The organism is Streptomyces sp. NBC_00887 (assembly GCF_045207585.1).
Genome location: NZ_CP108789.1, coordinates 15,222 through 39,072 on the forward strand (window position 1 = coordinate 15,222; position 23,851 = coordinate 39,072).

16 protein-coding genes and 4 pseudogenes are annotated in these 23,851 nt (G+C 69.2%); 15 read left to right on the forward strand and 5 right to left on the reverse strand.

Translation table 11 applies throughout. The features are described 5' to 3' along the window. Positions 1–92: 92 nt before the first annotated feature. The 3 genes and pseudogenes from OG844_RS45670 to OG844_RS45680 all read left to right on the forward strand — a co-directional run. Positions 93–476 carry a DUF6009 family protein gene (locus OG844_RS45670; RefSeq protein ID WP_331734323.1) on the forward strand — a complete coding sequence of 128 codons (384 nt, stop codon included), beginning with the start codon at positions 93–95 and terminating at the stop codon, positions 474–476. Positions 477–697: 221 nt separating this feature from the next. Further along, positions 698–1,936, forward strand: a complete 1,239-nt coding sequence (locus OG844_RS45675) for a ParA family protein (RefSeq protein WP_331734673.1) — start codon at positions 698–700, stop codon at positions 1,934–1,936. Then, positions 1,933–2,640: pseudogene (locus OG844_RS45680) on the forward strand (ParB/RepB/Spo0J family partition protein); the annotation flags it as partial. The gene OG844_RS45675 and the pseudogene OG844_RS45680, both read left to right, overlap by 4 nt. Positions 2,641–2,948: 308 nt before the next feature. Here the strand turns inward: OG844_RS45680 and OG844_RS45685 are convergent. After that, positions 2,949–3,128 (reverse strand): annotated as a pseudogene (locus OG844_RS45685) (WYL domain-containing protein); the annotation flags it as partial. 544 nt (positions 3,129–3,672) lie between these two features. Here OG844_RS45685 and OG844_RS45690 point away from each other — a divergent pair. Then, positions 3,673–4,122: a hypothetical protein gene (locus OG844_RS45690; RefSeq protein WP_406396434.1), complete on the forward strand. Its 450-nt coding sequence runs from the start codon at positions 3,673–3,675 to the stop codon at positions 4,120–4,122. Between the two features lie 130 nt (positions 4,123–4,252). Here OG844_RS45690 and OG844_RS45695 read toward each other — a convergent pair whose 3' ends face one another. The 3 genes and pseudogenes from OG844_RS45695 to OG844_RS45705 all read right to left on the reverse strand — a co-directional run bounded on the left by OG844_RS45695 (position 4,253) and on the right by OG844_RS45705 (position 5,623). Next, entirely contained in the window at positions 4,253–4,501 is a 249-nt protein-coding gene (locus tag OG844_RS45695) for a hypothetical protein (protein WP_331734691.1), read from the reverse strand. 73 nt (positions 4,502–4,574) lie between these two features. Further along, positions 4,575–4,777 (reverse strand): annotated as a pseudogene (locus OG844_RS45700) (MerR family transcriptional regulator); the annotation flags it as partial. A 48-nt stretch (positions 4,778–4,825) separates the two neighbouring features. Further along, positions 4,826–5,623: a TIGR03084 family metal-binding protein gene (locus OG844_RS45705; protein WP_331734330.1), complete on the reverse strand. Its 798-nt coding sequence runs from the start codon at positions 5,621–5,623 to the stop codon at positions 4,826–4,828. Positions 5,624–5,878: 255 nt separating this feature from the next. On the opposite strand from OG844_RS45705, the gene OG844_RS45710 reads away from it, so the two are divergent. The 7 genes and pseudogenes from OG844_RS45710 to OG844_RS45740 all read left to right on the forward strand — a co-directional run bounded on the left by OG844_RS45710 (position 5,879) and on the right by OG844_RS45740 (position 12,603). Next, on the forward strand, positions 5,879–6,439 hold the full coding sequence (locus tag OG844_RS45710; protein WP_331734332.1) for a DUF5987 family protein: 561 nt from the start codon (positions 5,879–5,881) through the stop codon (positions 6,437–6,439). After that, on the forward strand, positions 6,436–8,088 hold the full coding sequence (locus OG844_RS45715; protein ID WP_331734334.1) for a GMC family oxidoreductase: 1,653 nt from the start codon (positions 6,436–6,438) through the stop codon (positions 8,086–8,088). The genes OG844_RS45710 and OG844_RS45715 overlap by 4 nt, the downstream gene beginning before the upstream one ends. After that, positions 8,085–9,188 carry a carboxymuconolactone decarboxylase family protein gene (locus OG844_RS45720; RefSeq protein WP_331734336.1) on the forward strand — a complete coding sequence of 368 codons (1,104 nt, stop codon included), beginning with the start codon at positions 8,085–8,087 and terminating at the stop codon, positions 9,186–9,188. Before OG844_RS45715 ends, OG844_RS45720 begins: the two co-directional genes overlap by 4 nt. 725 nt (positions 9,189–9,913) lie before the next feature. After that, positions 9,914–10,900, forward strand: coding sequence for a ParB/RepB/Spo0J family partition protein (locus tag OG844_RS45725; RefSeq protein ID WP_406396436.1), 987 nt, complete (start codon positions 9,914–9,916; stop codon positions 10,898–10,900). Positions 10,901–10,968: 68 nt separating this feature from the next. After that, positions 10,969–11,193 (forward strand): annotated as a pseudogene (locus OG844_RS45730) (helix-turn-helix domain-containing protein); the annotation flags it as partial. Positions 11,194–11,265: 72 nt separating this feature from the next. After that, complete coding sequence (locus OG844_RS45735) at positions 11,266–11,766, forward strand: hypothetical protein (RefSeq protein ID WP_406396478.1); 501 nt, start codon at positions 11,266–11,268, stop codon at positions 11,764–11,766. Between the two features lie 87 nt (positions 11,767–11,853). Next, complete coding sequence (locus OG844_RS45740) at positions 11,854–12,603, forward strand: helix-turn-helix domain-containing protein (RefSeq protein WP_406396438.1); 750 nt, start codon at positions 11,854–11,856, stop codon at positions 12,601–12,603. Between the two features lie 94 nt (positions 12,604–12,697). On the opposite strand, the gene OG844_RS45745 is transcribed toward OG844_RS45740, so the two are convergent. Then, positions 12,698–14,056, reverse strand: coding sequence for a carotenoid oxygenase family protein (locus tag OG844_RS45745; protein WP_331734347.1), 1,359 nt, complete (start codon positions 14,054–14,056; stop codon positions 12,698–12,700). Between the two features lie 77 nt (positions 14,057–14,133). On the opposite strand from OG844_RS45745, the gene OG844_RS45750 reads away from it, so the two are divergent. From OG844_RS45750 to OG844_RS45765, 4 genes are all read left to right on the forward strand, one after another. Next, complete coding sequence (locus OG844_RS45750; protein ID WP_331734676.1) at positions 14,134–14,856, forward strand: TetR/AcrR family transcriptional regulator; 723 nt, start codon at positions 14,134–14,136, stop codon at positions 14,854–14,856. 154 nt (positions 14,857–15,010) lie between these two features. Then, positions 15,011–16,969 carry a CRTAC1 family protein gene (locus tag OG844_RS45755; RefSeq protein ID WP_331734349.1) on the forward strand — a complete coding sequence of 653 codons (1,959 nt, stop codon included), beginning with the start codon at positions 15,011–15,013 and terminating at the stop codon, positions 16,967–16,969. Continuing rightward, the gene (locus tag OG844_RS45760) at positions 16,966–17,961 is read left to right on the forward strand and encodes an enediyne biosynthesis protein (RefSeq protein ID WP_331734352.1); all 996 of its coding nucleotides are present in this window, start codon (positions 16,966–16,968) and stop codon (positions 17,959–17,961) included. The genes OG844_RS45755 and OG844_RS45760 overlap by 4 nt, the downstream gene beginning before the upstream one ends. Then, positions 17,958–23,849, forward strand: a complete 5,892-nt coding sequence (locus tag OG844_RS45765; RefSeq protein ID WP_331734355.1) for a type I polyketide synthase — start codon at positions 17,958–17,960, stop codon at positions 23,847–23,849. Before OG844_RS45760 ends, OG844_RS45765 begins: the two co-directional genes overlap by 4 nt. The last annotated feature ends 2 nt before the right edge of the window (positions 23,850–23,851 follow it).

Here is a 23,851-nt window from a genome sequence, read left to right on the forward strand (position 1 = left end):
GCCTACCATGGACACGGTGCCCTCACCGGGGAACGTGCTCGCTCCCACCCCGGCCGCCTCCCGGCCGCCCGACACACAAAGGGGCTGCAGTCATGAGCTCGCTGCTGAACGAGAGCGATCTCCACCACGAGAACGCCGTGGTCTGGCTGGAGAACCCCAACAACCTCGACTACGTACGACAGGCGCTCGACAAGACCACCCGCCGCCGCGGAAAGCCCCGCTACGAACGCGACGGGCGCATGGTCGGCTACACCGAGCTGGAGGCCAACACCGAGGCCGACCCCGACAGCGGACTCCATCTGCGCCGGGTCTTCTTCCTCCTCCCCCACGACCGTGACGCCGACCCCGACGGTCCGTACCACGAGGGCGCACCCGGCGAAGCGGTCGATCCGAGCACGATCGAGCCCAGGCGGGTGGGCGACAAGACTCCCCGCTCGCAACGCGGTCCGGCCGCGACGGCGGAGGCAGGCAACTGACGCGGTGGGGGGATTATTACGCCGTAATAATCCCCCCACCGCGTCGACTTATTACGCCGTAATAACTGTCCCGCCCCCGCACAGGCATCCCCCGTCTCCACCCTCCAGCCCGGTTCCAGGCCGCGCCGGGTCGGGCTCCTGAGCGACCCTCAAACAAAAACACAGCCACAACTAACGCTTCGATGCCGAAATGGATCATCAAAGTTAGTAAGGTGGCTGCCATGACTTCGCCCTCCCCCGGCGACCGCGAGAAGGTCGTTTCCAAGCTGCCCTCGGTGCTGCAGCAGCACCTGAAGATCCGGGCCGCCCAGCACAACATCGACATCCAGCACGCCGTCGAAGCAGGCATCGAGGCCTGGCGGAGACTCGGTTCCAACCTCTCCCCCATCGACACCGCCGGAGCCAAGTCCTTCGCGACGTTCCTGCCTGACGGCCAGTGGGACGGCTTTCGCGCAGACTGCGCCTCCCGCGGTGTCTCGCTCATCCAGGGCCTCGCCCAGTCCGTGGTGATGTGGCTGGAGACGAACCCGGCGCCCACCGTCGTACGGCCCGAGCACCCCAAGCGCATCATCACCTGTAACCAGAAGGGCGGCGTCGGGAAGACCGCCATCGCCGCGGGCACCGGTGAAGCCCTCGCCGAGGACCCCGGCGCGCTCCACCCCGTCCGCATCTCGAAGCACTTCGCGGCCGCCCTCGCCGAGGACGAGGACCGCTCGCCCCTCGACTACGAAGACCTTCCCGGCCTCGGACTGCGCGTCCTCCTCGTCGACTTCGACCCCCAGTGCCACCTCACCAAGCAGCTCGGCCACCAGCCCCTGCCCATCGAGGGGGACAGCCTCACCAAGCACATGGCGGGCGAAGCCAAGGGCCGACTCGCCGAGCTTGTCGTCCCCATCGAGGACCCCCGCTTCGGCGACCGCCTCCACCTCCTGCCCGCCTGCACCGACGCCTTCCTCCTCGACGTCAAGCTCTCCGGAGTCCGGGCACGCGAGGCAGCCCTGGAACGCGCTCTTTCCGCGATCGAGGCCGACTACGACGCCGTCATCATCGACTGTCCGCCCAGTCTCGGCCTCAGCATGGACGCCGCCGCCTACTACGGCCGCCGCCGCCAGGGCGAAGCCCCGGGCAACTCCGGCGTACTCGTCGTTGTTCAGGCCGAGGACAGCTCCGCCGACGCCTACGGACTCCTCACCTCCCAGATCGAGGACCTCCGCGACGACATGCATCTCGAACTCGACTACCTCGGCATCGTCGTCAACCACTACGACGCCCGCCGCGGCTACATCGCCACCTCGTCCCTCAACTCCTGGATGGACATAAAGAATCCCAGGGTCGTCGGCGTCATCGGCGACCTCAAGGAACAGAAGGAGGCCGTACGCGTGAAGCAGCCCCTGCTCGCCTACTCCCCCCGCTGCGACCAGGCCGTCGGCATGCGCGCGCTCGCCCGGGAGATCTCATGAGCAAGGCATCCCGGCTCGGCGCCGGCTCCTCCTTCGGCCAGACCCAGTCCATCAGCGCCCGCCGCGCCGCCATCAACCAGGTCGCCGCCGCCCCCACCGAGGGAGCCCCGCCCCCGGTCGAGCTCCCCGTCGGCGTCATCAGCCTCAACCCCGACAACCCCAGGTCCGACCTCGGCGATCTCACCGACCTCGGCAACAGCCTCCGCGACCACAGGCAGAAGACCGCCATCAGCATCATGGGTCGGTTCGCCTACCTCGAAGGCAATCCCGGGCGCGAAGCCGACCTCGAACCCGGTACCAAGTACGTCGTCATCGACGGCAACTCCCGCCTCGCCGCCGCCCGCGAAGTCGGCCTCACCGAGATCAAGGTGATGCTCGACGACAAGCTCGGCAGCAACCCCGACGAGATACTGGAATCGGCCCTCGTCGCCAACATCCACCGCCAGGAGCTCAACCACCTCGACGAGGCCAAGGCCCTCGAACAGCTCCTGAAGATCCACGGCACCCAGGAAGCCCTCGCCGCCCGCCTTCACCGCTCCCAGGGCTGGGTCTCCCAGCGCCTCGCGCTGCTCACCCTGACCCCCTCACTCAAGGAGAAGCTCCAGTCGGGCGAGGAATCCGCGGCCACGCTGCGCCTGGTCGGCAAGAAGAAGGCCGAGGAACAGGAGGCCCACCTCCAGCACCTGAAGGCCACCCGGGCCCGGAAACCCCCCACCCCCCAGGAGAAGCGGCAGCCGCCCGCCGACACCCCCGCCCGGCTGCCCTCGACCGATCCACACGCCCTGACGAACCTCATCATCGCCGAGCTCGACGTCCCGTCCAGGCGGAAGCTGACGGAACTGCTCGTCGACTACAAGATCGCGGAGTCGAAGCGGATGAGGGCGGAGGTGACCTCGGCGGCCGACCCCCAGTAGCCGTCACGGGAGGCCGGTCCCGGAATTATTACGCCGTAATACTCCGCGACCGGCCGCCCATTATTACGCCGTAATAATGGGCGACGAGGACGCGTATGTGCGGCGAGCGCGGCGGCACGGTCGCGCAGAACCGTACGCCGCGACGCGGGGGACAGGACCTCGGCATCCGTTCCGAACCGCCACAGCGCCCACTCGGTATGCCGCAGATCCTGGAACGTCACCTCCAGCCGCAGCAGCCCGTCCTCTTCGGACTCCGCGGCACGGACGGTAGAGACGGTCACGGCGCCGGGCAGCGGCCCTCAGGCGCCGAGGGGCGGAGGGACCGACGACGGCAAGGCGGGGGAGTGGGGTCCGCCACCGACCGCGAGAACCACCACGCCGCCACCGACCGCGAGCCCCGCGAGGACGACACCTGACACGGCGACCGCAAGGGTGAGCTGACAGCGGTCGCCGCGCGGCGACCCCGGGCACGCGTACCCGGGCGCCCCCCACAGACACCACAGGCCACCGCAGCCAGGGGATCCCCAAAGTCGTCGGACCTGCCCGACCCGTACCGGAGCCGCCGGTCGAGGACCGGCGCCTGGAGACCGTCCTGGGCGCGCTCAGCAACCCCCTCCGCCTGACGATCGTCCGTGAACTCCTCACGCTGAAGTCACGTACGTATCGCCGACCTGAACGACCGCTTCCCGGGCCTCCTCGCCCTGGTCGCCGCCTGGACCCGGAGGCCTGACGAAACGCAGGCCGGGGAGGAGAGAATGAAGACCCCGGAGAAACCGGCAAGAATCTGACGGAAGGTTTCCATTGAAATTCACCATCGAAGGTGTGAGCGAGGAGTTCGAACGCAAGCTGCTCACACTCCTCGCTGAGCATCGCCACGAGCTGGCCATCACCGCTGACACCGAGTGGACCGTCGAGCGCGCCGAGCGCTACCTCCGTTCGCTGACGGCCGGCGCCCGTCGGTTCGCCACAATGGTCGTACTCGACGGCGACGGCTATCTCGACGCCGGCCATCTGCGCAGCGTCCTCGGCAAACTCAACGGCCCGACCGTCGCCCTCTCCCGCGCGGTCCCGCGCGGAGTACGGGAGGGCTGGTGGCCGGAGGGGACCAGCGCACCCATCACTCCCGTCTGGGACCCGGACAACCCCAGCTGGCACAAGAACATCGCCTACGAGATGACGCGTGAGAACGTGTCCGTCTTCCGGGAGGCCCTGGCCCGACTGGGCGTCGGCAACCGTGACCAGGCCAAGGAAAGGCGGGCAGCCGCTGACTGACGTCGCGTCGTCCGCGGCTCATGGGCACTTCTTCACCCGGCCGTGCAGCCGCTCCGGGTGTCTGTCAGGAGACAACGTGCCCCATTCTCCACGCTCCTGCTGGACAGACGGACTGATCTGTCCTCCTCGGCTAGGCGACGCAGGGCGAGCAGCGAACGGCTCCAGGAGGAGCGGCCAGTCGCGCATAGGGCAGCAGCGTCTGCCAGTTGATCTCCGCACCCAGCTCCGGCAGGGAATGCAGAACATCGCCGAGGCTCTCGACGGCGGCGGTACCGGGGTCGACGTCCCAGCCCATTTCGCTGATCAGTCTGCGCGAGTCGGCGACGCCCGGACCCTTCTCCCTTTTGCGCTGCCCGCTTCTGCCGCTCGTGACGCCCATCCGGCGAAGCCGGCCCGCCGTCGATCAGCATTCCGAAGATCCGGTGCGGATCGTGCTGCCTCGCCATGGCGCCGAGAACCCTCTTGACCGCACCGACCGACATCTGACGCACATCGATGAGTGTCCGGATCAACCGGAGGCGGTGCAGGTGCTCTTCGTCGTACTCCGCGCGGGTGGTGGTGGCGCGCTGTCCTCGGTCAGCAGTCCTTCCCGGAGGTAGTACTTGATCGTCGCGATGGACACCCCGCTGCGGCTGCTGAGTTCCGACAACGTCATCGAGTACTACCTATCCGCAGCGGTGTCGCCTGAGCGCCGGGTCTCGCCCTACCGCGCAAACTGACCCGGCTTCCGCCCGTTTCCGCCCGGTCCGCGGTAGGCCTGTGCGATGCCCAGCCACTGCTCGGCCCCGGCTCCTTCGGCCCGCACCGAGAGGTCAGCGTGGTGGCGGCGACGGGAAACCAGTAGCGCGAAGTCGGCAGCCGGCCCTGTGACCCGGTCGACGGCATCCTCTGGCCCGAAGGTCCAGGTGGTCGCGCCGGAGGGGGCGGTCAACTCGAATCGGAACTCCTCGCTGGGCGGGACCAGTCCATGCGCGTGGTAGCCGAAGTCCCTTGTGTGCACACCGAACCAGGCCAGGTGTCCCACCCGGTCGGTGTACACCCGGCGCACGCCGAGCGCGTCCGCGATGTCCTGACCGTGTGCGAATACCTCCATCAAGCCGGCCGCGGCCAGCACCGTCGGCGGCAGCGGGTTGACCAGCCAGGGCACCGTGTCCTTCTGGTCGACCGCGGCGAGCCCGGCCACGGAAGCGGCCAGTTCCTCACGCCAGCGTGCCCTCGCCGCCTGAGGCCCCCCGGCGAGGAACTGGGCGAGCGCAGCGTCCACCGCCTCCTGGAAGCCGTTCTTGGCCTGCGTCGCGTACTCCGCGAACCGCTGCGGGTCGCGTGCGGAAGTGGCGGCGAGATGGCAGACGAAAGCGAGATGAGCGACCTGGTGAGCCACGGTCCAGCCCGGGGCGGGTGTGGGCGACTGCCACTGCTGTTCGTCCAGACCGTCGAGCAGCGCGTCGATCTCCTCACCCTCGGCTACCAGATCTGCATATATGTCGAATGATTTCGTCATAAGCGGTCCTTCCCGGGAAAACGGGCTCCTGCACACGCCGGTCGATGCGGGCGAAACGAGTCTGTTGCCGGAACCGGCGGTCTGTCTTCTCGTCCGTTGCCCGGTGCGGATCATCGCCACGTCGTGTGGAACCGACCGGCAGTCACGAAGATGCGCGAACCACCGCACCCGCCCAAAATCGTCCACGCCCCACGAGCTCAAACGCACGGACACAGACCGCCAAAACGGCATTTGCCGCGTCCGAGGGAGTCCGCCATGCCAGACCCGGAACGCTCGGAGTCGAGAAACGCAACCCTAGAGGCCTTCGCCGACACGATCATCCCCGGTGAGAAGCGCCATCCGGACGACCGTGCGGTGGCCGGGGTGAGCCCGGGCGGGGGTGCGGTGGCGTCGGGTGCGATCGAGGTCCTCGAAACGCCTGAGGGCGGGATGGCCCCGGCACTCGACGACCTGGCCCGCATGCTCGACGAACACGCCGCCCGGTACCGCACCGAGCAAGGGTTGCCCCCCGACGATCGCGAGCCTTTCGTCGGGCTCCGCTACGACGAAAGGCTGGCGCTGGTCGGCGAGCTGCTCGCGCCCGAACACCCGGAGCACGCGATGTGGGCCGGCCTGGCGATGTTCAGTTTCATGGCCTTCGACACGGGCGCCCACCTGCACACCGCGGACGCCATCGCTGCCGGGCACCCGGGTCTGGCCACCCTCGGTTTCGCCCCGCCCGGCGAGGACGGGCTGTGGCGCTTCCCGGCCTACTCCTACGGTCGGCAACTGGCCGACGCACACCCCGACACCGACCCCACTGGGAGCCCCGTGTGAACGCCACCGAATCCACGGACGTCCTGATCGTCGGCAGCGGCTTCGGCGGCTCGATCACCGCCTACCATCTCGCCGCCGGCGGCGCGAAGGTGACGGTACTGGAGCGCGGGCCCTGGCTGAACGCCGAGGACTTCGATCACGACTTCAAGTTCGGCTCCTCGACCACCCGCGTGTTCGACTTCGTGGTCGGCGACGGGATGAGCGTGCTGGGCGGTAACTGTGTGGGCGGCGGCAGCGTCGTCTATTTCGCCACCATGCCGCGCGCCCCGCGTTTCGCCTTCGAGCGGCACGGATCCCTCGGCCGCCGGATGTGGCCGGCCGAGATCGACCGCGACACCCTCGAACCCTGGTACGACCGGGTGGCCGAGGCCCTGCCGGTCACCCCTACCTCGTGGGACGAGGTGCCGTACATCGGCGGGGTCTTCGCCGCCGCGTGCAAGGCTGCCGGGCACACCGCGAACCCCTCGCCGTCCGCTGTGGACACCAGTCTCTGCACCAACTGCAACTGGATGATGTCCGGCTGCCGGTTCGACGCCAAGCGGTCCCTGCTGCTCAACTACCTGCCCGCCGCCCTTTCGCACGGTGCCGAGATCAGGCCTCTGCACGAGGTGCAGAAGATCACTAAGCTGGACACCGGCGGCTACCGGGTGCACTACAACACGATCCACGAGGTCGACTACCGGCAGCAGACCGGCTCCGGCACCATCGATGCGAAAGTCGTGATCCTCGCGGCCGGCACCGCGGCCACCCCTGTGATCCTGCAGCGCTCCGAGGCCGAGCTCGGCCCGATGCCGCACGCGGTCGGCCGCTACTTCTCCGGCAACGGCGAACGGCTCAACACCGCGGTGCTCGAGGAGGACAAGGTCAGGGAGCTGCTCGGGCTCTCCCGCGACGAAGCGAACGCGTACGGCGCCTATCAGATCGGCCGTGGCCCGGTCGTGGCGTCCTGGGACCGCCTCGACGGGGAGCTGCCCGAGTACGAGCGATTCTCCCTGGAGCAGCTGTACTTCCCCCCAGGCTTCGGCACCATACTGGCGCAGGTCCCGGACGCGAAGGGCCCGACCTGGTACGGGCCCGAGAAGAAGGAGATGCTGCGTAAGTGGCGCTCCTGGCTGACGGTCTTCACCATGTCGGAGGACGACAACGAGGGGGTGTTCGGTCCGCCGCCCCCGACCGGCAACTCGGAGCGCCTTTCGCAGCAGTTGCTGGGCTTCGGCTCCCTGCGCTACCGGCCCACCGCGAACACGCTGCGCGGCTGGGAGGTGTCGGACGCGGCGGTGCGGCAGATCTTCGAGCACAACGGGCTGTCCCGGGTGATGCCATGGACCAACGACGTGATCGGGGCGTACACCGTGCACCCGCTCTCGTCGTGCCGGATCGGCGACGACCCGGCGACCTCGGCGCTCGACGACCGGCACGAGCTGCGCGGGCACCCTGGCATCTTCGTCACCGACGGTTCGGCCGTACCCGGGGCGCTGACGGTGAACCCGGCCTTCACCATCGCGGCACTCGCCGAACGGGCGGTGCCCGGGATCGTGCACGCACTGCGTGAACGCGGAGTCGAGGTCCGCTACGGCGCGCCCGCACCGGACGGCGGGGGAGCGGCCCGGCGCGGTACGGCGGCGGCCGCTCGCAGGGTCCTGGGGTGACCGGCGTGACCCCGGTCTTCGCGCGCGCCATGCGCGGACTCGCGCTCGCCCAGATCCACCATGTCACCCCGGTCCGGCCGGGCGAGGCGGACGGGCTCACCGCCCAGGTGTACCGGCAGATGGAGCGGGAGTTCGGTGTACTGGCGCCGCCGGTGGTGCTGCACTCTCCTGCCCCCGAGGTGATGACCGCCGCATGGCTGATGCTCCGGGAGACGCTGATCGCCCCGGGCGTGGTGGACCGCGCGGTGCGGGAGGCGGTGGCAGCGGCCGTCTCGGCGGTGAATGCGTGTCCGTACTGCGTGTCCGTTCACAGCGCCACGCTGCGCGGCCTGGCCGGCGGCCAGGCCGCGCGGACCATCGCCGCCGGGCGGCCCGCGGAGGCGGCCGAGACACGGCTGCGCGAGGCAGCGCTCTGGGCTACGGCGGCGGCCACGCGGCCGCGGGCGGGCGAGAGCCCGCACGTGCCGTTCACTTCGCAGGAGGCTCCCGAGTACGCCGGTGTGGCGGTGCTCTTCCAATACCTCAACAGGATGGTGAACACCTTCCTGGAGGACGCGCCGATGCCGGCGAGCGCCCCGAGGGCCGGGCTCGGCATGGTGCAGCGTGTGCTCAGCCATGTCATTCGCGGGTCGAGCCGGAGGATCGGCGAGGCCGGCGCCTCACTGGATCTGCTGCCGTGGGAGCCGGTGCCGGCCGATCTCGCCTGGGCCCGGTCGAACGGGACGATCGCGCAGGCCTTCGCCCGAGCCGCCGGCGCGGTGGACCGGGCGGCGCGGCAGGTGGTAGCCCCGAGTGTCATGGACTTGCTTGACAGGGAGCTCAAGGTCTGGGACGGCCTGCCGCGCGGGCTCAGCCGTAGCTGGGTGGAATCCCCGCTCGCCGAACTGCCGCCGGCCGACCGCCCGGCGGGCCGGCTCGCTCTGCTCGTAGCGTTCGCTTCGTACCAGATCGACGCCACGGTCGTCGGAGCCTACCGAAAGGACCGGCCGGACGACGCCGACCTGGTGGCGCTGGCTTCCTGGGCGGCGCTTTCCGCGGCCCGCAGGACCGGTAGTTGGCTCCCGGTGGAATCCACCATGAACGGTGAGCACGGAGCTTGATCCCGAGGCCGGACCGCCCCGTCCGCGGGGCGGTCCGGCGCCGCGTTCGGATCCCGGACAACCGGTTGCTCGCAGCGGCTTTCCTGTCAGGCCGCGGTTGCCGCCCCCCGAGGGAAGCTTCAAGGCAACCCGGCTGACGCCCCGGCCGAACATGTACGCCGACCCTGCCGGTGCCTCGAAGTCCGAGTGCTGAAAAGGCTGTTGCTGCTCGGTTCCGAGGACGGCCCGCCATGAAGACGCGGGCCCGGGTCGGCGGGTCAAGCATGGGTGTCCTCTTCTTCACGGCCTCGGGAAATTCTGACCCGGGCACATGCCTTTGGCCAAGGCTGCGTCTGCCGCACGGGGATGCGCATCTCATGGCGTGCCGTACCGCAGCATGCCGCCACAACGGCAAGTAGCCGAAGTAGCGCGATTCGTTGCCAGACGTGATCCGGTTCTTCTAGCTTCGGCCGGTCGGAACGGTGGCGTGGAGACCGGTGTCACGGGGAGAAAGATCTTCATGAGCTCCAGGACTTGGATAGCGGCCGATGCGCCGGACGTACAACCGGTCCGAGCCGGTCGGCCTGCCGATTTGTTCGGAAAGGACCGGCCAGAGTTTCCGTTTCGGATCATCGAGCACTTGCAGAGAACTGGGTAATGAGTACGTTCGGATCGGGACTTGCCCGCTGTGTCAATCAGGCCCGCCCGGTGTGGTGATAGACCGGCAACTCGTTTTGGAGGGACCCGTGAAGGGAATCGCTGCAAGAATGAGGGACCAACCGCCTTACTTCACCCAGCCCGTATACGTGAAAGACCTCTCAGTCGCGGATTCTCCGCGACTGAATGGGGTCAACGAAGCTCATGCGCAGCACCTTGCCGAAGTGTATGCATCGCTACCGCCGATACTGGTGCACCGACCGTCCATGCGGGTGATCGACGGAATGCATCGCGTCAGGGCGGCGGTCATTCTCGGACTGGATACGGTCGATTCCCAGTTCTTCAACGGATCCGAGGACGAGGCATATATCCAGTCGGTCACCCGGAACATCGCTGACGGTCTGCTCCTGTCACTCGCCGACCGCAGCGCGGCTGTCCGCCGCATCCTCACCGGTTTCCCCGCCATGTCCGACCTGAGCATCGCCGTCTACACGGGCCTCGACGTCGGAGCCGTCACCGAGGTCCGCCGGTGTGTGACTGCCGGTCCACTGGAGCTGAACCTCCCTGCCGGCAGGTTGCCTGCTCCGGACCCCGCTACCGAGTGCGGACAGGTCGCCGATCCCGCGTCCGGCACCCCCGTGAGGCCGCTGAAGCCGGTTCCCCAGGAGGCGGTGCTGTCGTCACTCGGCACCACTCAAGGCATGCGCCGGGACGAGGAGCGGACCTCCCGCGCTCAGCCGCGCATAGTCCCGGCGCGGACGCCCACCGCTCGGGGCGCCCAGGTGTGCACCGCCCGGCCCACAATGGGGCGCACCTCTCGGGACCGATTGCGGACCCTGAGCAACAACCCGTCCCTCAGGAATTCTCAATCCGGGCGGGATTTCCTCCGCTGGCTCCACGGTCATTTCGTCACCGATGAGGCATGGAAAGAACTCATCGAGACCGTCCCTCCGCACTGCGCGGAGACCGTTGCGGAAATTGCAATGAAGTGCTCGGACGCCTGGCAGCGCTTTGCCGAGGAGCTGTCGGACAGGACGAGGGTCCAGTCGGTGCCCGCGGGCCGTTCCCGCGGTTGAAATCTTCGAAGGGGTGCCTCATGACCACTGCCTCCATGGAGATGGCAATCCTCCAGGTCATCACATATATGCATGACCGCCTTGATCAGGACTTGACCACCGATGACCTGGCGAGGACTGCACGATTCAGTAAATTTCACTTCTCCCGGATGTTCAGGGAGGTGACCGGGACTTCCCCGGGGCGCTTCTTGTCCGCGCTCCGCATCCAGGAGGCGAAGTGCCTTCTGGTCGGCACCGACCGAAGTGTGGCAGATATCAGCGCTCAGGTCGGGTACAGCAGTGTGGGGACATTCAGTTCACGATTCAAGGAATGTGTCGGTCTGTCGCCGAGCCGATTCCGGGAACTGGACGGGGACTTTCGCGGCGTGAGCGCCCAGCCGCCACGTGCGGGCGGCTCCGGTGCGGCGTCCTCCCTCTCTGTGCAAGGCCGGATCGTGCTGCCCGCGGACCGACCCCTGGGCCAGGTATTCGTCGGGCTCTTCGCGAGCCCCATCCCGCAGGGCAACCCCGTTCAGTGCACCATCATGGACGGGCCCGGCCCGTTCGAACTGCACGACGTCAGGCCGGGCACGTGGCATCTGATGGCGGCCTCCGTCCCCTATGGAAGCCCGTCCGCCCTGGCCGGACGCGGACGGGGGGCCCCGGAGAACCTTTCCGTCGGACGGTACGGGCCCATCACGGTCCGGCCCGGGGTGTTGCTGATGCCTGCCGACATCGTCCTTCGCCCGGCGAGCCTGCTGGATCCGCCGGTGCTGATCGCCGTGCCCGGCAGCAGCGCGGACATCATGGCCGGGGCTGCGAGCCGTCGGCCTGTGCGGGCCGCGAGCGGTGCGCATATGTCACAGCCGTCGGCGGCGGGTCTGTGACCCGTTTCCCCTCCGGCCGCCCCGGCGCCTCGTCGTAGTCCGTCAGCATCCTGATTTTGCCCAGGTTGACCCCCCACTGGAGGCCTCGTGCAAGACGCTGTGCACCGTGCGATCGAGACGATGTGGAACCATTACACCGAGCCGGTGTCGTTGTCCGACCTCGCCGACGCCGCGCTCCTCAGCAGATTCTATTTCTCCCGTGTGTTCCGCCAGGTGACCGGCACCTCCCCGGGCCGATTCCTCTCGGCGATCCGGCTGCACCAGGCCAAGTGGATGCTGCGCGACAGCGAACTGGGCGTCACGGACATCTCGTACCAGGTGGGTTACAACAGCCCGGGCAGCTTCACGTCCAGATTCACCCGCAGCGTCGGGCTGGCGCCGACGCGCTACCGTGACCACGCGCGGCTCAGGAACTTCGGCCCGCCGCCCCAGGCGCCGACGCCCGATCCGCGCTGCGGCACCGTGGTCGGCACCGTGCACAGGTCCGGGGTCGTCCCTCTGCGCAACGTGTACGTCGGGGCGTTCGGCAGCCCGATCGCAGAGGGCCAACCGGTCTCCTGGGACGTTCTCGGACCCGAGCGGCCGAGGTTTCAGCTGCATGGCCTCCCGGAGGGAGCCTGGTACATCCGGGTGGCCGGACTGGACGGCTCGGACCCGGAGTACGGCGCGCAGCGTCCCATGCTCATAGGGACCTGCCCTTCGATCACCGTCCGGTCCGAGGAGGTCATCGAGCTCGACATCACCCTGCGTCACAGCAGTGTCTTCGACCTGCCGGTGCTCTTCGCGCTGCCGGAGTTCGACTGCCGCAACCGGGCCCTCATGGCCGACGCCTGCTGACCGTTCCCAGGAGGCGGGGACCGGTATTCCGTGGGAGTGGATGGGCGCCTCCGGGTGCCTCACCTACCGTGGGCGGCGGCGGTGTGCTGCGTTGTCAGCCACCGGCCTTCCACTGTGCGTGGAGGCCGTGCGGGATGCGCACCGGCAGGCCGACGGCCGCGACCGGTGACCCGGTGAAGTCTGCGGTGTCGATGACGACGAGGTCGCTGCACTGGGTCGCGGTGTCGTAGACGACACTGAGCAGATAGCCGTCCGCCTCGGGGGCGTCGGCGGAGCGGGGCACGAACACTGCTTCGCCGCCTTCGCGCCCCGGTCCGAAGTCGTGTCTGTCGACACGGCCGGTCACGAGGTCATGGCGAAGCAGGGCGGGCCCGGCGAGTGCGGCGCCCTGCCCGGGGTGCAGAGCAACCGTGAAGGCGTAGCGGTAGGGGGAACCCGTGTACCGGTCGTCGATACGGGGGAACTCCTGGACCTGACTGCATAGTTGGGCTTCGGTCACGGTGGCGCTGGTCCGGTCGACGGTCCAGCGCCACAGGGTGGGCGAGGACTCGCTGGGATGCAGGGGGTCGCGATCGAAGGCGCGCTCGTGGCGGATGACGTCGATGATGATGTGGCGGCCCCGCCCGTACGCGTTGACCGGATGGAAGACGAAGCAGGGTGCGATGTCCATCCACCGCACATCGGCGTCCTTGCCCTCCCGGGGCAGCACGCCGAGGCGGGCGCCATGGCTGTCGTCCCACGTGTAGGGGACGCGCGAGCCCGCGGCCGCCTCCCGGGCGCTGTAGGTGACCGGCAGGTCGTAGATGATCGCTTCCCGGTCCGTCAGTGAGAAGGCGTGCATCATCGGGGTGCCCTTCACCGTGATGTTCTCGCATCGCCGTACCCGGCCGGACGCGTCCAGCGTCAGGTGGTCCACGCCGGGGCGGCCCGGCTCGTACGTCACCGCGTGCATCTCCTGGGTGAGCGGATCAACGACGGGGTGGGCGCTGAAGCCGCCGGGGAGGGTGCCGTCGAAGTCGACCCGGTCGAGCGTCTCGAGCCGGTCGCCGAGCCGTGTCGGCAGTGCTCCGCCATCGCCGAGCGCGAACGTGTGCCCGGCGTGCCGGACGAGGCCGCAGTTGGTGTTGTCCGACAGGCCGAGGCGCGGTCCGGGCGTGGGGAGCTCACCGAGGGCACGTGCCACCCGGTCCGTGCGCACCCAGCGATTGCGGTACCACTCCGCCCGGCCGTCGCGCACACGCAGGCCGTGCACCATCGCGTCGCCGGCGAAGGAATGATCGCGGGCCGGGTCGTGGCCGCCCAGCGCGTTGGGGCCGATCCGCAGAAAGGTGCCGTCGAGCTCGGTGGGCAGTTGCCCGCGCACTGCCGGGAAGGGGAGGGTCACCTCTTCACTCACCGGCTGATAACCGGTACTCAGTAGATGTGATGTGCTGTTCTGGTGATGAGTGGGCATTGCTGTCCATCCTCACGAAATCACTGTTACGTAACATCGTTACGTCAGGATCGCATCGACATGACAGGATGTCAACGGTGAGCCCACGGACAGCGAACCCAGCTCTTGGCGTACAACTCCTGGAAGCCGCCGCACAGTTGCTTGCCGAGGAGGGACCCGCCGCACTGTCGACACGCCGTCTGGCCGCGGCGGTGGGTACCTCCACGACGGCGGTGTACACGCATTTCGGGGGGAAGAACGATCTGGTCAGAGCCATGGTCCAGGAAGGTTTCCGACTGCTCGACCGACATCTGGGAGAGGTGGGGGAGTCGTCGGACCCGGTCGCGGACATTTGCGCCCTCGGGGCGGCCTACCGGTGCAACGCGCTGGAGCACCGCCACCTCTACGGTGTGATGTTCGGCGGTGCGAGCCTCGGTGGTTTCTCGCTGACCACGGAGGACCGTCAGCACGGCCGCTACACACTGAACGTCCTCGTGCGGGCGGTGGAGCGCGGCATGGAGCTGGGCAGGCTGGACACCGGTGACGAGTACCTCGTGGCCCATCAGATGTGGGTCGCGCTGCACGGTCTCGTGACCCTCGAACTCGGGGACTACCTGGTCGAGCCGTACGACGCGGACGTCTGTTTCGAAGCCCAGATGACCGGTCTCCTCGTGAGCGTCGGTGCGGACCGGGACACGGTGACCGCCGCGCTGAGGAGGCATTGCGGCGGTACGGAGGAGCTGAGCGGCCCTCCTCCGGGGCCGGCCCGGCCATCGACGGAGCCTCCTTCGAGAGTGCTGTCTTCCCTCGACATCGAGTAGTCCGCCGGGGTGCCGCCTGCTTCAAGCAATATCGGAGAGGCAGTGCGAGCTGTCGTCACTCATTCTCGGAACGCGAACCCAAGCCGGACAGCCGTCCAGCTCTTTGTGGTAAGTGAGGGGGAGTGCGATGAATCAACGTGAACGGTTTCGCAGAATGACGCCAGGTGTGGTGACCGTGCTGGTGGCCGCGTCCCTGTTCATTTCGGTCCGGAGTTCCGTCGCCGTGGACGGTGGTGATCAGTCCGCCGCCGAGTACAAGTTCCAGGAAATGCCCATCGCGCTGCCGCCTGGCTACAACTCGCAACCTATGAATTCGGTTCGCAAGGTAAATCCGGCCTATCAGAAGATACGGTCCTGGATCTCGTCGGTGGGCGCCGGTATCGCGGTCAACGACTTGGTCGGCAACGGGAAGGCCGACGGAATGTGCATCGTCGACACCCGTACCGACCAGGTCGTCGTGACGTACACGCCGACCGCCGTGAAGGAGGACCGGTTCACCCCGTTCGTCCTCGACGCGGCCCCGCTTCCGATGGACGACGCCATGGCGCCCACCGGCTGTGCTCCGGGCGACTTCAACGGTGACGGCAGGATGGACCTGATGGTCTCCTACTGGGGCCGCACCCCCATCGTCTTCATGGCCAAGGAGAATGCGACCACCCTGTCGCCGGACGCGTACGTGCCCCGCGAGGTGGTGCCGGCGCAGAGCACCGACGGCGCGTACCACGGTCCTCGCTGGAACACCGACGCGCTCTACGTCGGCGACCTGGACGGCAGCGGACACCCGTCCGTCGTCGTGGGGAACTACTTCCGGGACTCCGACGTGCTCGACCCGGACGGTCTCGACAACGTGGGCATGAACGACTCGCTGTCGAACTCGAAGAACGCCGGCGGCGACCATGTCCTGCGCTGGACGGATGCGAGCACCGGCGACGAACCCACCATCTCCTTCGTCGAGGAGAAGGGCGCCATCCCCTACGGCGCGTCCACCGGCTGGACGCTCGCGATCGCCGGGGCCGACCTGACCGGCGACGACCTGCCCGAGATGTACATCGCCGAAGACTTCGGCCATGACCACCTGCTCTACAACCGGTCCACCCCGGGGCACATCAAGTTCACCGAGGCCACCGGGAAGCGCACGCCGACCACGCCCAAGTCCTTCGTGCTCGGCAAGGGCTCGTTCAAGGGCATGGGCGTCGACTTCGCCGACGTCGACCACAACGGCCGCTTCGACATGATGGTCAGCAACATCACCGCCGCCTGGGGCCTGGAGGAGAGCAACTTCCTCTGGATGAACAACGCCGGCAACGAGGCCGAGATGGCCCGCAAGCTGGCCGCCGGCGAGGCGCCCTTCACCCAGGAGGCACAAGAGCACGGCGTCGCCTGGACCGGCTGGGGCTGGGACACCAAGATGGCCGACTTCCTCAACAACGGGGAGCTGTCGATCCTGCAGGCCACCGGTTTCGTGAAGGGCAAGATCGACCGCTGGCCCTGGCTGCAGGAGATGGCCATGACCAACGACAACCTGCTGTCCAACCCGGCCATGTGGCCCAACGTCCAGCCCGGTGACGACATCGCAGGCGACGACATACTCGGCTTCTACGCGAAAACCGAGAGCGGGAAATACGCCAACGTGTCCAAGCAGCTGGGACTGGACGTGGAGATCCCCACCAGGGCGCTCGCCACCGGCGACACCACCGGGACCGGCGCCCTCGACTTCGCCGTCGCGCGACAGTGGGGCCCGCCGGCCTTCTACGCCAACCAGGCACCCGAGAAGGGGCAGTACCTCGGCCTGCGCCTGTACCGGCCTGCCACCGGCTCCGGCGAGGACACGGGCAAGGGCATCGCGAACACCGGCGCGCCCGCCTACGGCGCCACCGTCAAGGTCACCACGCCTGCCGGCACCCAGGTCTCCCAGCTCGACGGGGGCGGCGGCCACAGCGGATTCCGCAGCTTCGACGTGCACTTCGGACTCGGCTCGCACCAGGGGCCGGCGATGGTGGAACTGTCGTGGCGGGACGCGGACGGCGAAAGGCACAGCACCACCCAGAAGCTCACCCCCGGCACCCACACGTTCATGCTGACCGACACCGCGCAGGAGGTTGCCAACCGATGACCGACGTCGCCTCTTCACCAGCCGGTTCCGCACCGTCGGCCAAGCCCGACCCGCGCTACCTCGCGCTGCGCAACTTCGCCATCTCGATGTCCGTGTTCAACATCATCGGATACAGCGTGCTCGGCTTCGAGCAGCCGTGGTTGTGGCCCTTCCTTGCGGTCGTCACCGGCTACACCACCGAAATCGTCCTCGAACTGCTGAGTGCCTGGGCCCAGCGGCGCTCGCCGCGCTTCCAGGGCAGGGGATTCCGCGGAGTCTACGAGTTCCTCCTGCCTTCCCACATCACGGCACTGGCCGTGAACATGCTGCTGTACGCGAACAACCAGATCCTGCCCGTGCTCTTCGGGGTGTTCGTGGGTGTCGCGGGCAAGCACGTGCTGCAGGCCCCCATCGCGGGCCGCATGCGGCACTACATGAACCCGTCCAACTTCGGGATCACCCTCGCGCTGGTCTGCTTCGGATCATGGGTGAGCATCGCTCCGCCCTACGAGTTCACCGAGAACGCCGACACGTTCTTCCGGGTGGCGATTCCGCTGATCATCGTCACCGCCGGAACGATCATCAACACGGCGCTCACGAAGCGGACCGCACTGATCGTCGGCTGGCTCGGCGGCTTCGTGATCCAGGCCCTGATCCGTCACTGGTTCTGGGACGTGGCTCTGGCCTCCGCGCTCGGGCCGATGAGCGGTGTGGCCTTCGTCCTGTTCACCAACTACATGATCAGTGACCCGGGCACGACCCCCACCAAGGGGCGCAATCAGTTCGTCTTCGGGGCGTCGGTCGCCGTCGTCTACGGGATCATGATGCTCTTCAACGTCGTCTACACCCTCTTCTTCGCCACCACCGTGGTCTGCGCACTGCGTGGCATCGGCTGGTGGGTGGCCCACTTCGTCCAGCGCCGGAAGACGTCGGGGACGTCCGGGGGCGATCACGCCAGGGGCTCCAGCCCGGAGCTCGGCGACAAGACCACGATCGAGGCGGTGGCCGCATGACGTCCCCCTCCCCTGCCAAACCCGCCGGGATTGCCGTCGTCGGCATTGCCTGCCGCTACCCCGACGCGGACACCCACGAGCAACTGTGGCAGAACGTCCTGGCCGGCCGGCGGGCCTTCCGCCGGCTGCCGGACGAGCGCATGCGCGCCGAGGACTACTACTCGCCCGACCCCGCGGCTCCGGACCGCTTCTACTCGAACAAGGCCGCGGTCCTCGACGGCTTCGAGTTCGACCGGGTCAAGTACCGGGTCGCGGGCAGTACCTTCCGCGCCACCGACATGACGCACTGGCTCGCGCTCGACACCGCCGCGCGGGCCCTCGAGGACGCAGGGTTCCCCTTCGGGGAGGGCCTCGACGACCTCAGCACCGGGGTCATCATCGGCAACACCCTCACCGGCGAGTTCAGCAGGGCCAACCTGATGCGGCTGCGCTGGCCCTATGTGCGCCGCACCGTCGGAGCGGCACTGCGCGAGCAGGGCTGGGACGACGCCGCTCTGGCCAAGTTCCTGGAGGAGCTCGAGGAACGCTACAAGCGCCCCTTCCCGCCGATAGGTGAGGACTCCCTGGCCGGCGGTCTCGCCAACACCATCGCCGGACGGATCTGCAACCACTTCGACCTCAAGGGCGGCGGGTTCACCGTGGACGGGGCCTGCTCCTCGTCCCTGCTCTCCGTCGCCACCGCGTGCGACGCCCTGACCGCCGGACGGCTCGACGTCGCCGTCGTCGGCGGGGTGGACCTCAGCATCGACCCCTTCGAGGTGATCGGCTTCGCCAAGACGGGTGCTCTCGCCACCGGTGAGATGCGCGTCTACGACCGCGGATCCAACGGCTTCTGGCCCGGTGAGGGCTGCGGCATGCTCGTGCTCATGCGCGACCAGGACGCTGTCGCACAGGGCAAGTTCCGGTATGCGAGCGTCGCCGGCTGGGGCTACTCCTCCGACGGCCGCGGCGGGATCACCCGGCCCGAGGCCAGCGGACACCGGCTCGCCCTGCAGCGCGCCTACGCCGCAGCCGGGTTCGGCATCGAAACGGTCGGCTACTTCGAAGGTCACGGCACCGGTACCGCCGTGGGCGACGCCACCGAGCTGCGCGCCTTCTCGGAATCACGCCGGGCCGCCGACCCGGACACGGCGGCCGCCGCCATCAGCACGGTGAAGGGCAACTTCGGGCACACCAAGGCGGCGGCAGGGGTCGCCGGACTCATCAAGGCCATCCTCGCCGTACGCCACCAGGTCATCCCGCCCGCGACCAGTCATGTGGACCCGCATCCCGAACTCACCGGCGACCGGCCGGCCCTGCGCGTACCCAGCGACGCGGAGCTGTGGCCCGGAGATGCCCCCATCCGTGCGGGTGTCTCCTCCATGGGGTTCGGCGGCATCAACGCGCACGTCGTGGTCGAACACGCCGACGGAGTGCGCAAGGAGGCCGTCGGCCGAGTCACCCGGCAGCTCGTACGGTCCCGGCAGGACGTGGAGCTGCTGCTGCTCGACGCCGGGACGATGGCCGAACTGCGCGGCAAGGTCACCCACCTGGCCGCCTTCGTTCCAAGACTGTCCTTCGCGGAACTCGGCGACCTCGCCGCGACGCTGCAGAGCGACCTCGACGGGCGGCCGATCCGGGCCGCCGTCGTCGGGGCCACTCCGGAACAGGTGGAGCAGCGCTTCACCAAGCTGCTCAACCTGCTGGACGGCGGAGCACGGTCGGCGCTCGACATCGAGGGAGGAGTGTTCCTGGGCAGCGCGACGCCACATGCCCGCATCGGGTTCCTCTTCCCCGGCCAGGGCGCCGGCCGACGCGGCGACGGCGGTGCGCTACGCCGGCGCTTCGCCTCCGTCGACGAGCTGTACGGTGCGCACCCGCTGCCCACCGACGGCGACCTCGTCGACACCGCAGTGGCGCAGCCGCGGATCGTCACCTCCTCCCTCGCCGCCCTGCGGGTGCTTTCCACCCTGGGTATCGAGGCGGTGGCCGCGGCCGGACACAGCCTCGGTGAGGTCACCGCCCTGCACTGGGCGGGAGCGACGGACGAAGCCTCGGTGCTGCGGATCGCCGCGGAGCGCGGCCGGCTCATGGCGGAGGCGAGTGCGGGCGGCGGGGGCATGGCGGGCATCGCCGCTTCCGCCGACGACGTCGTACCGCTGCTGGCCGGGGAACCGGTCGTGGTCGCCGGCTACAACGGTCCCGGACAGACCGTGATCTCCGGGCCGGTGGAGGCCGTCCGGCGAGTCTGCGCCGCCGCCTCCGCCCGGGGACTGGGCACCGCGGCGATCAACGTCTCGCACGCGTTCCACTCCGAGGCCGTCGCCCCCGCAGCCGAAGCGTTCGGGGTCTACCTGGGTACGCAGGAGTTCACCCCGCCCGCCCGCCGCATGATCTCCACGGTGACGGCCGACGAGGTCACGGCCGGCACCGATGTGCCGGAGCTGCTGACCCGGCAGGTGCTGGAACCGGTGCGCTTCGCCGAGGCCGTCCAGACCCTGTCCACCGAGGTGGACCTCCTGCTCGAGGTCGGCCCGGGGAAGATCCTGCGGGGCCTGGTCGCGGACATCGCCCCCGGCGTGCCCGTCGTCTCGCTCGACGCGGACAGCACGTCTCTGTCCGGACTGCTGACCGCGACCGCGGCCGCGTACGCCCTCGGCGCACGCCTGCGGCACGCCGAGCTGTTCCAGGACCGCTTCACCCGGCCGCTGCCCCTGGACAAGGAATTCCGCTTCTTCGCCAGCCCGTGCGAGTCGACTCCCGAGGTCGATCTGCCTTTCGCCGACGTGCGCTTGGACGCCCCGCCTGTCCCCGCTCCGGCGGACGAGATCACGGCAGGCGCCGGGGCCGAGGGCCGCGACAGCCTCTCGGTGGTCCTGCGCCTCGCAGCGGAGCGTGCCGAACTGCCCCTGGAGGCGGTCACCCCGCACAGCAACCCACTCGACGAGCTGCACTTGAGCTCCATCACCGTGGCGCAGGTCATGAACCGCGCCGCCCAGGAACTCGGCATCACCGCGCCCATGGTGACCACGGCGTTCGCCACCTCCACGCTGGCCGAGCTCGCGGAACTGCTGGACGGGCTGGACGAGACGGGCAAGGACGATGCGGCACAGCCCCAGGTGCCCCACGGAGTGGCCCCCTGGGTACGGGCCTTCGCCATCGACCTGGTGCCGGCGGAGCCCGGCCCCGCGACCGCACCCGGGTCCGCCGGCGACGGGGACTGGGAGCTGTTCGCACCCGAACGGCACCCGCTCGCGCCCGCGCTCCACGAAGCGCTGAACAGTGCGGGGCTCGGCGGCGGCGTGCTGCTGTGCCTGCCCAGGGACTGCGACGAGAACCACACGGCACTCATGATCGCCGCTGTTCGCGCCGCGCTCTCCCGCACCGGCGCCTCCCGGTTCGTCGCGGTCGGCGACCGGCGAGGTGCGGCGGGCCTGGCCAAGACCCTGCACCTGGAGGCACCGGGCATCGCGACCACGGTGGTCACCCTGCCCCTGCCGGACGCGATGCCGGCGGAACGCGCACAGGAACTGAGCGCCCGCGTCGTCACCGATGTCTCGGCGACCCGTGGGTTCAGCGAGGTCCGCTACGGGGTGGACGACCGCCGCACCGTGCCCGTGCTCCGCGTGCTGCCACTCGCCTCCCCGGCTGATGAACGTGGCGCGGCCGCCGGGGCGGAGCAGGGGCTCGGCACCGGGGACGTCCTGCTGGTGACCGGCGGGGGCAAGGGCATCACCGCCGAATGCGCCCTCGCCCTCGCCACGGGTACCGGTGCCGGTGTCGGCCTGCTCGGCCGTTCGGACCCGGCCACCGATCCGGAACTGCGGGCCAACCTCCGCCGTATGACCGCGGCGGGTATCAACTTCCGCTATGTGAGCGCCGACGTCACGTCCGGCGACGAGGTCAAGGCGGCGGTCGACGAGATCCGCGCCGCACTCGGGCCGGTCACCGCCGTGCTCCACGGTGCGGGCCGCAACGAACCGCACGCGCTCGCCAGTCTGGACGAGGCGTCGTTCCGCCGCACCCTCGCCACGAAGATCACGGGACTGGAGAACGTGCTCACCGCGGTGGATCCGGCCGCACTGCGTCTCCTCCTGACATTCGGCAGCATCATCGGCCGGGCCGGCCTGCGCGGCGAGGGGGACTACGCCACCGCCAACGACTGGCTCACCGAACTGACCCAGCGCGTCCAGGACGACTACCCCGCCTGCCGCTGCATAGCTCTGGAGTGGTCCGTATGGTCCGGGGCCGGGATGGGCGAGCGGCTCGGCGTGCTGGAGTCGCTGGTCCGAGAAGGGATCGAGCCGATCCCCACCGAGGACGGCGTGGCCATGCTCAAGCAGTTGCTCGCCGAGCCGCAGACGCCGTCCGCCCTGGTCGTGATGGGGCGTGCCGGCGGCCTGCCCACGCTGACCCTCGAGACCGCAGACCTTCCGCTCCTGCGCTTCGTCGACCGCCCGCAAGCCCACTATCCGGGCATCGAACTGGTCGTCGACTCCGACCTGAGCGCCTCGGGCGACCCCTACCTGGCCGACCACGAGCTCGACGGCGACCTGCTGTTCCCCGCGGTCCTCGGCATGGAGGCCATGGCCCAGGCGGCCACGGCTCTCACCGGGTTCGAGGGCGCACCGACGCTTGAGGACGTGGAGTTCCTGCGTCCGATCGTCATACCTCCGGACGGACAGACCACGATCAGGGTCGCGGTGCTGGCCGAGAGCGTCGGGGCCGTGAAGGCCGTCATCCGCAGCAGCGAGACCGGATTCCAGGCCGACCACTTCCGCGCCACGCTCCGCTACGACCGCCCGGAGCCGGAGGACACCGGGCCCGCACCCGTCCCCGACGACGCACCGCGGATCCCGCTGGACCCCGCACGGGACCTCTACGGACCGGTCCTCTTCCAGGGGCCGCGCTTCCAACGCCTCGCCGGCTACCGGCAGCTGGCCGCACGGGAGTGTGTCGCCGAGATCTCGGACGTGGCCACGATCCCCTGGTTCGCGCGGCATCTGCCCGCCGATCTCGTACTCGCCGACCCGGGAACGCGGGACGCCCTGATGCACTCGATCCAATGCTGCGTGCCGGACGCCACGCTGCTCCCGGTGAGCGTCGAGCGCCTCCACCTGATGGATCCCACCGCCGCGCGCGGTGAGAAGCAGGTGACGCTGCACGCGCGGGAACGCTCGCGCACCGGGGACACCTACGTCTACAACCTCGACGTCCGCGACGAGCAGGGCACGCTGGTCGAACGCTGGGAGGGGCTGGTTCTCCAGGCGGTCCGCAAGCAGGACGGAACCGGGCCCTGGCAGCCCGCTCTGCTCGGTTCGTACCTGGAGCGGCGCGCCGAGCGGCTCCTGCCCGAGGCCGTGCGCTGCGTCGTGCGGCCCGACGGCGAGGCACCCGCGACAGGACTGGCCGCCCGCCGTAAGTCCACGGCGGAGGCCACCGGCTGGGCCCTGGGCCGTCGGACGGTGGTTGCCTATCGTCCGGACGGCAGGCCCGAGGTCGCGGGCGGGCCGCAGGTCTCCGCCTCGCACGGCGCGGGGGTGACCTTCGTAGTGACCGGCGAGGTACCGGTGGCCTGCGACGTGCAGCCGGCCGAGCCCCGTTCCCTCGACGAATGGGAGGGGATGCTGGGGCCGGAGGGAACCTCCCTCGCCCGGCTGATCGCCACCGAGCAGGACGAAGAGCTGTCGGTCGCGGCCACCAGGGTATGGAGCGCGGTCGAGTGCCTGCGCAAGAACGGCCGCGCTCTCGCCGCACTCACGGTCGACAGCACACCCGGGGCGGAGAAGCACTGGGTGGTGCTGCGCTCGGGCACGGCCCGGATCGCGACCTTCCCGACGTTCCTGGAAGGGGTCGGCGATCCCGTTGTCTTCGCCCTCATGGCGCAGACCGTGGAGAGGAACGACTGACG

What these genes read in the sequence shown, in the direction of transcription:
- OG844_RS45670 (WP_331734323.1), top strand. Translation starts at nt 93, where the DNA reads ATGAGCTCGCTGCTGAACGAGAGCGATCTCCACCACGAGAACGCCGTG.
- OG844_RS45675 (WP_331734673.1), top strand. Translation starts at nt 698, where the DNA reads ATGACTTCGCCCTCCCCCGGCGACCGCGAGAAGGTCGTTTCCAAGCTG.
- OG844_RS45695 (WP_331734691.1), bottom strand. Translation starts at nt 4,501, where the DNA reads ATGGGCGTCACGAGCGGCAGAAGCGGGCAGCGCAAAAGGGAGAAGGGT.
- OG844_RS45705 (WP_331734330.1), bottom strand. Translation starts at nt 5,623, where the DNA reads ATGACGAAATCATTCGACATATATGCAGATCTGGTAGCCGAGGGTGAG.
- OG844_RS45710 (WP_331734332.1), top strand. Translation starts at nt 5,879, where the DNA reads ATGCCAGACCCGGAACGCTCGGAGTCGAGAAACGCAACCCTAGAGGCC.
- OG844_RS45745 (WP_331734347.1), bottom strand. Translation starts at nt 14,056, where the DNA reads ATGCCCACTCATCACCAGAACAGCACATCACATCTACTGAGTACCGGT.
- OG844_RS45755 (WP_331734349.1), top strand. Translation starts at nt 15,011, where the DNA reads ATGACGCCAGGTGTGGTGACCGTGCTGGTGGCCGCGTCCCTGTTCATT.
- OG844_RS45760 (WP_331734352.1), top strand. Translation starts at nt 16,966, where the DNA reads ATGACCGACGTCGCCTCTTCACCAGCCGGTTCCGCACCGTCGGCCAAG.
- OG844_RS45765 (WP_331734355.1), top strand. Translation starts at nt 17,958, where the DNA reads ATGACGTCCCCCTCCCCTGCCAAACCCGCCGGGATTGCCGTCGTCGGC.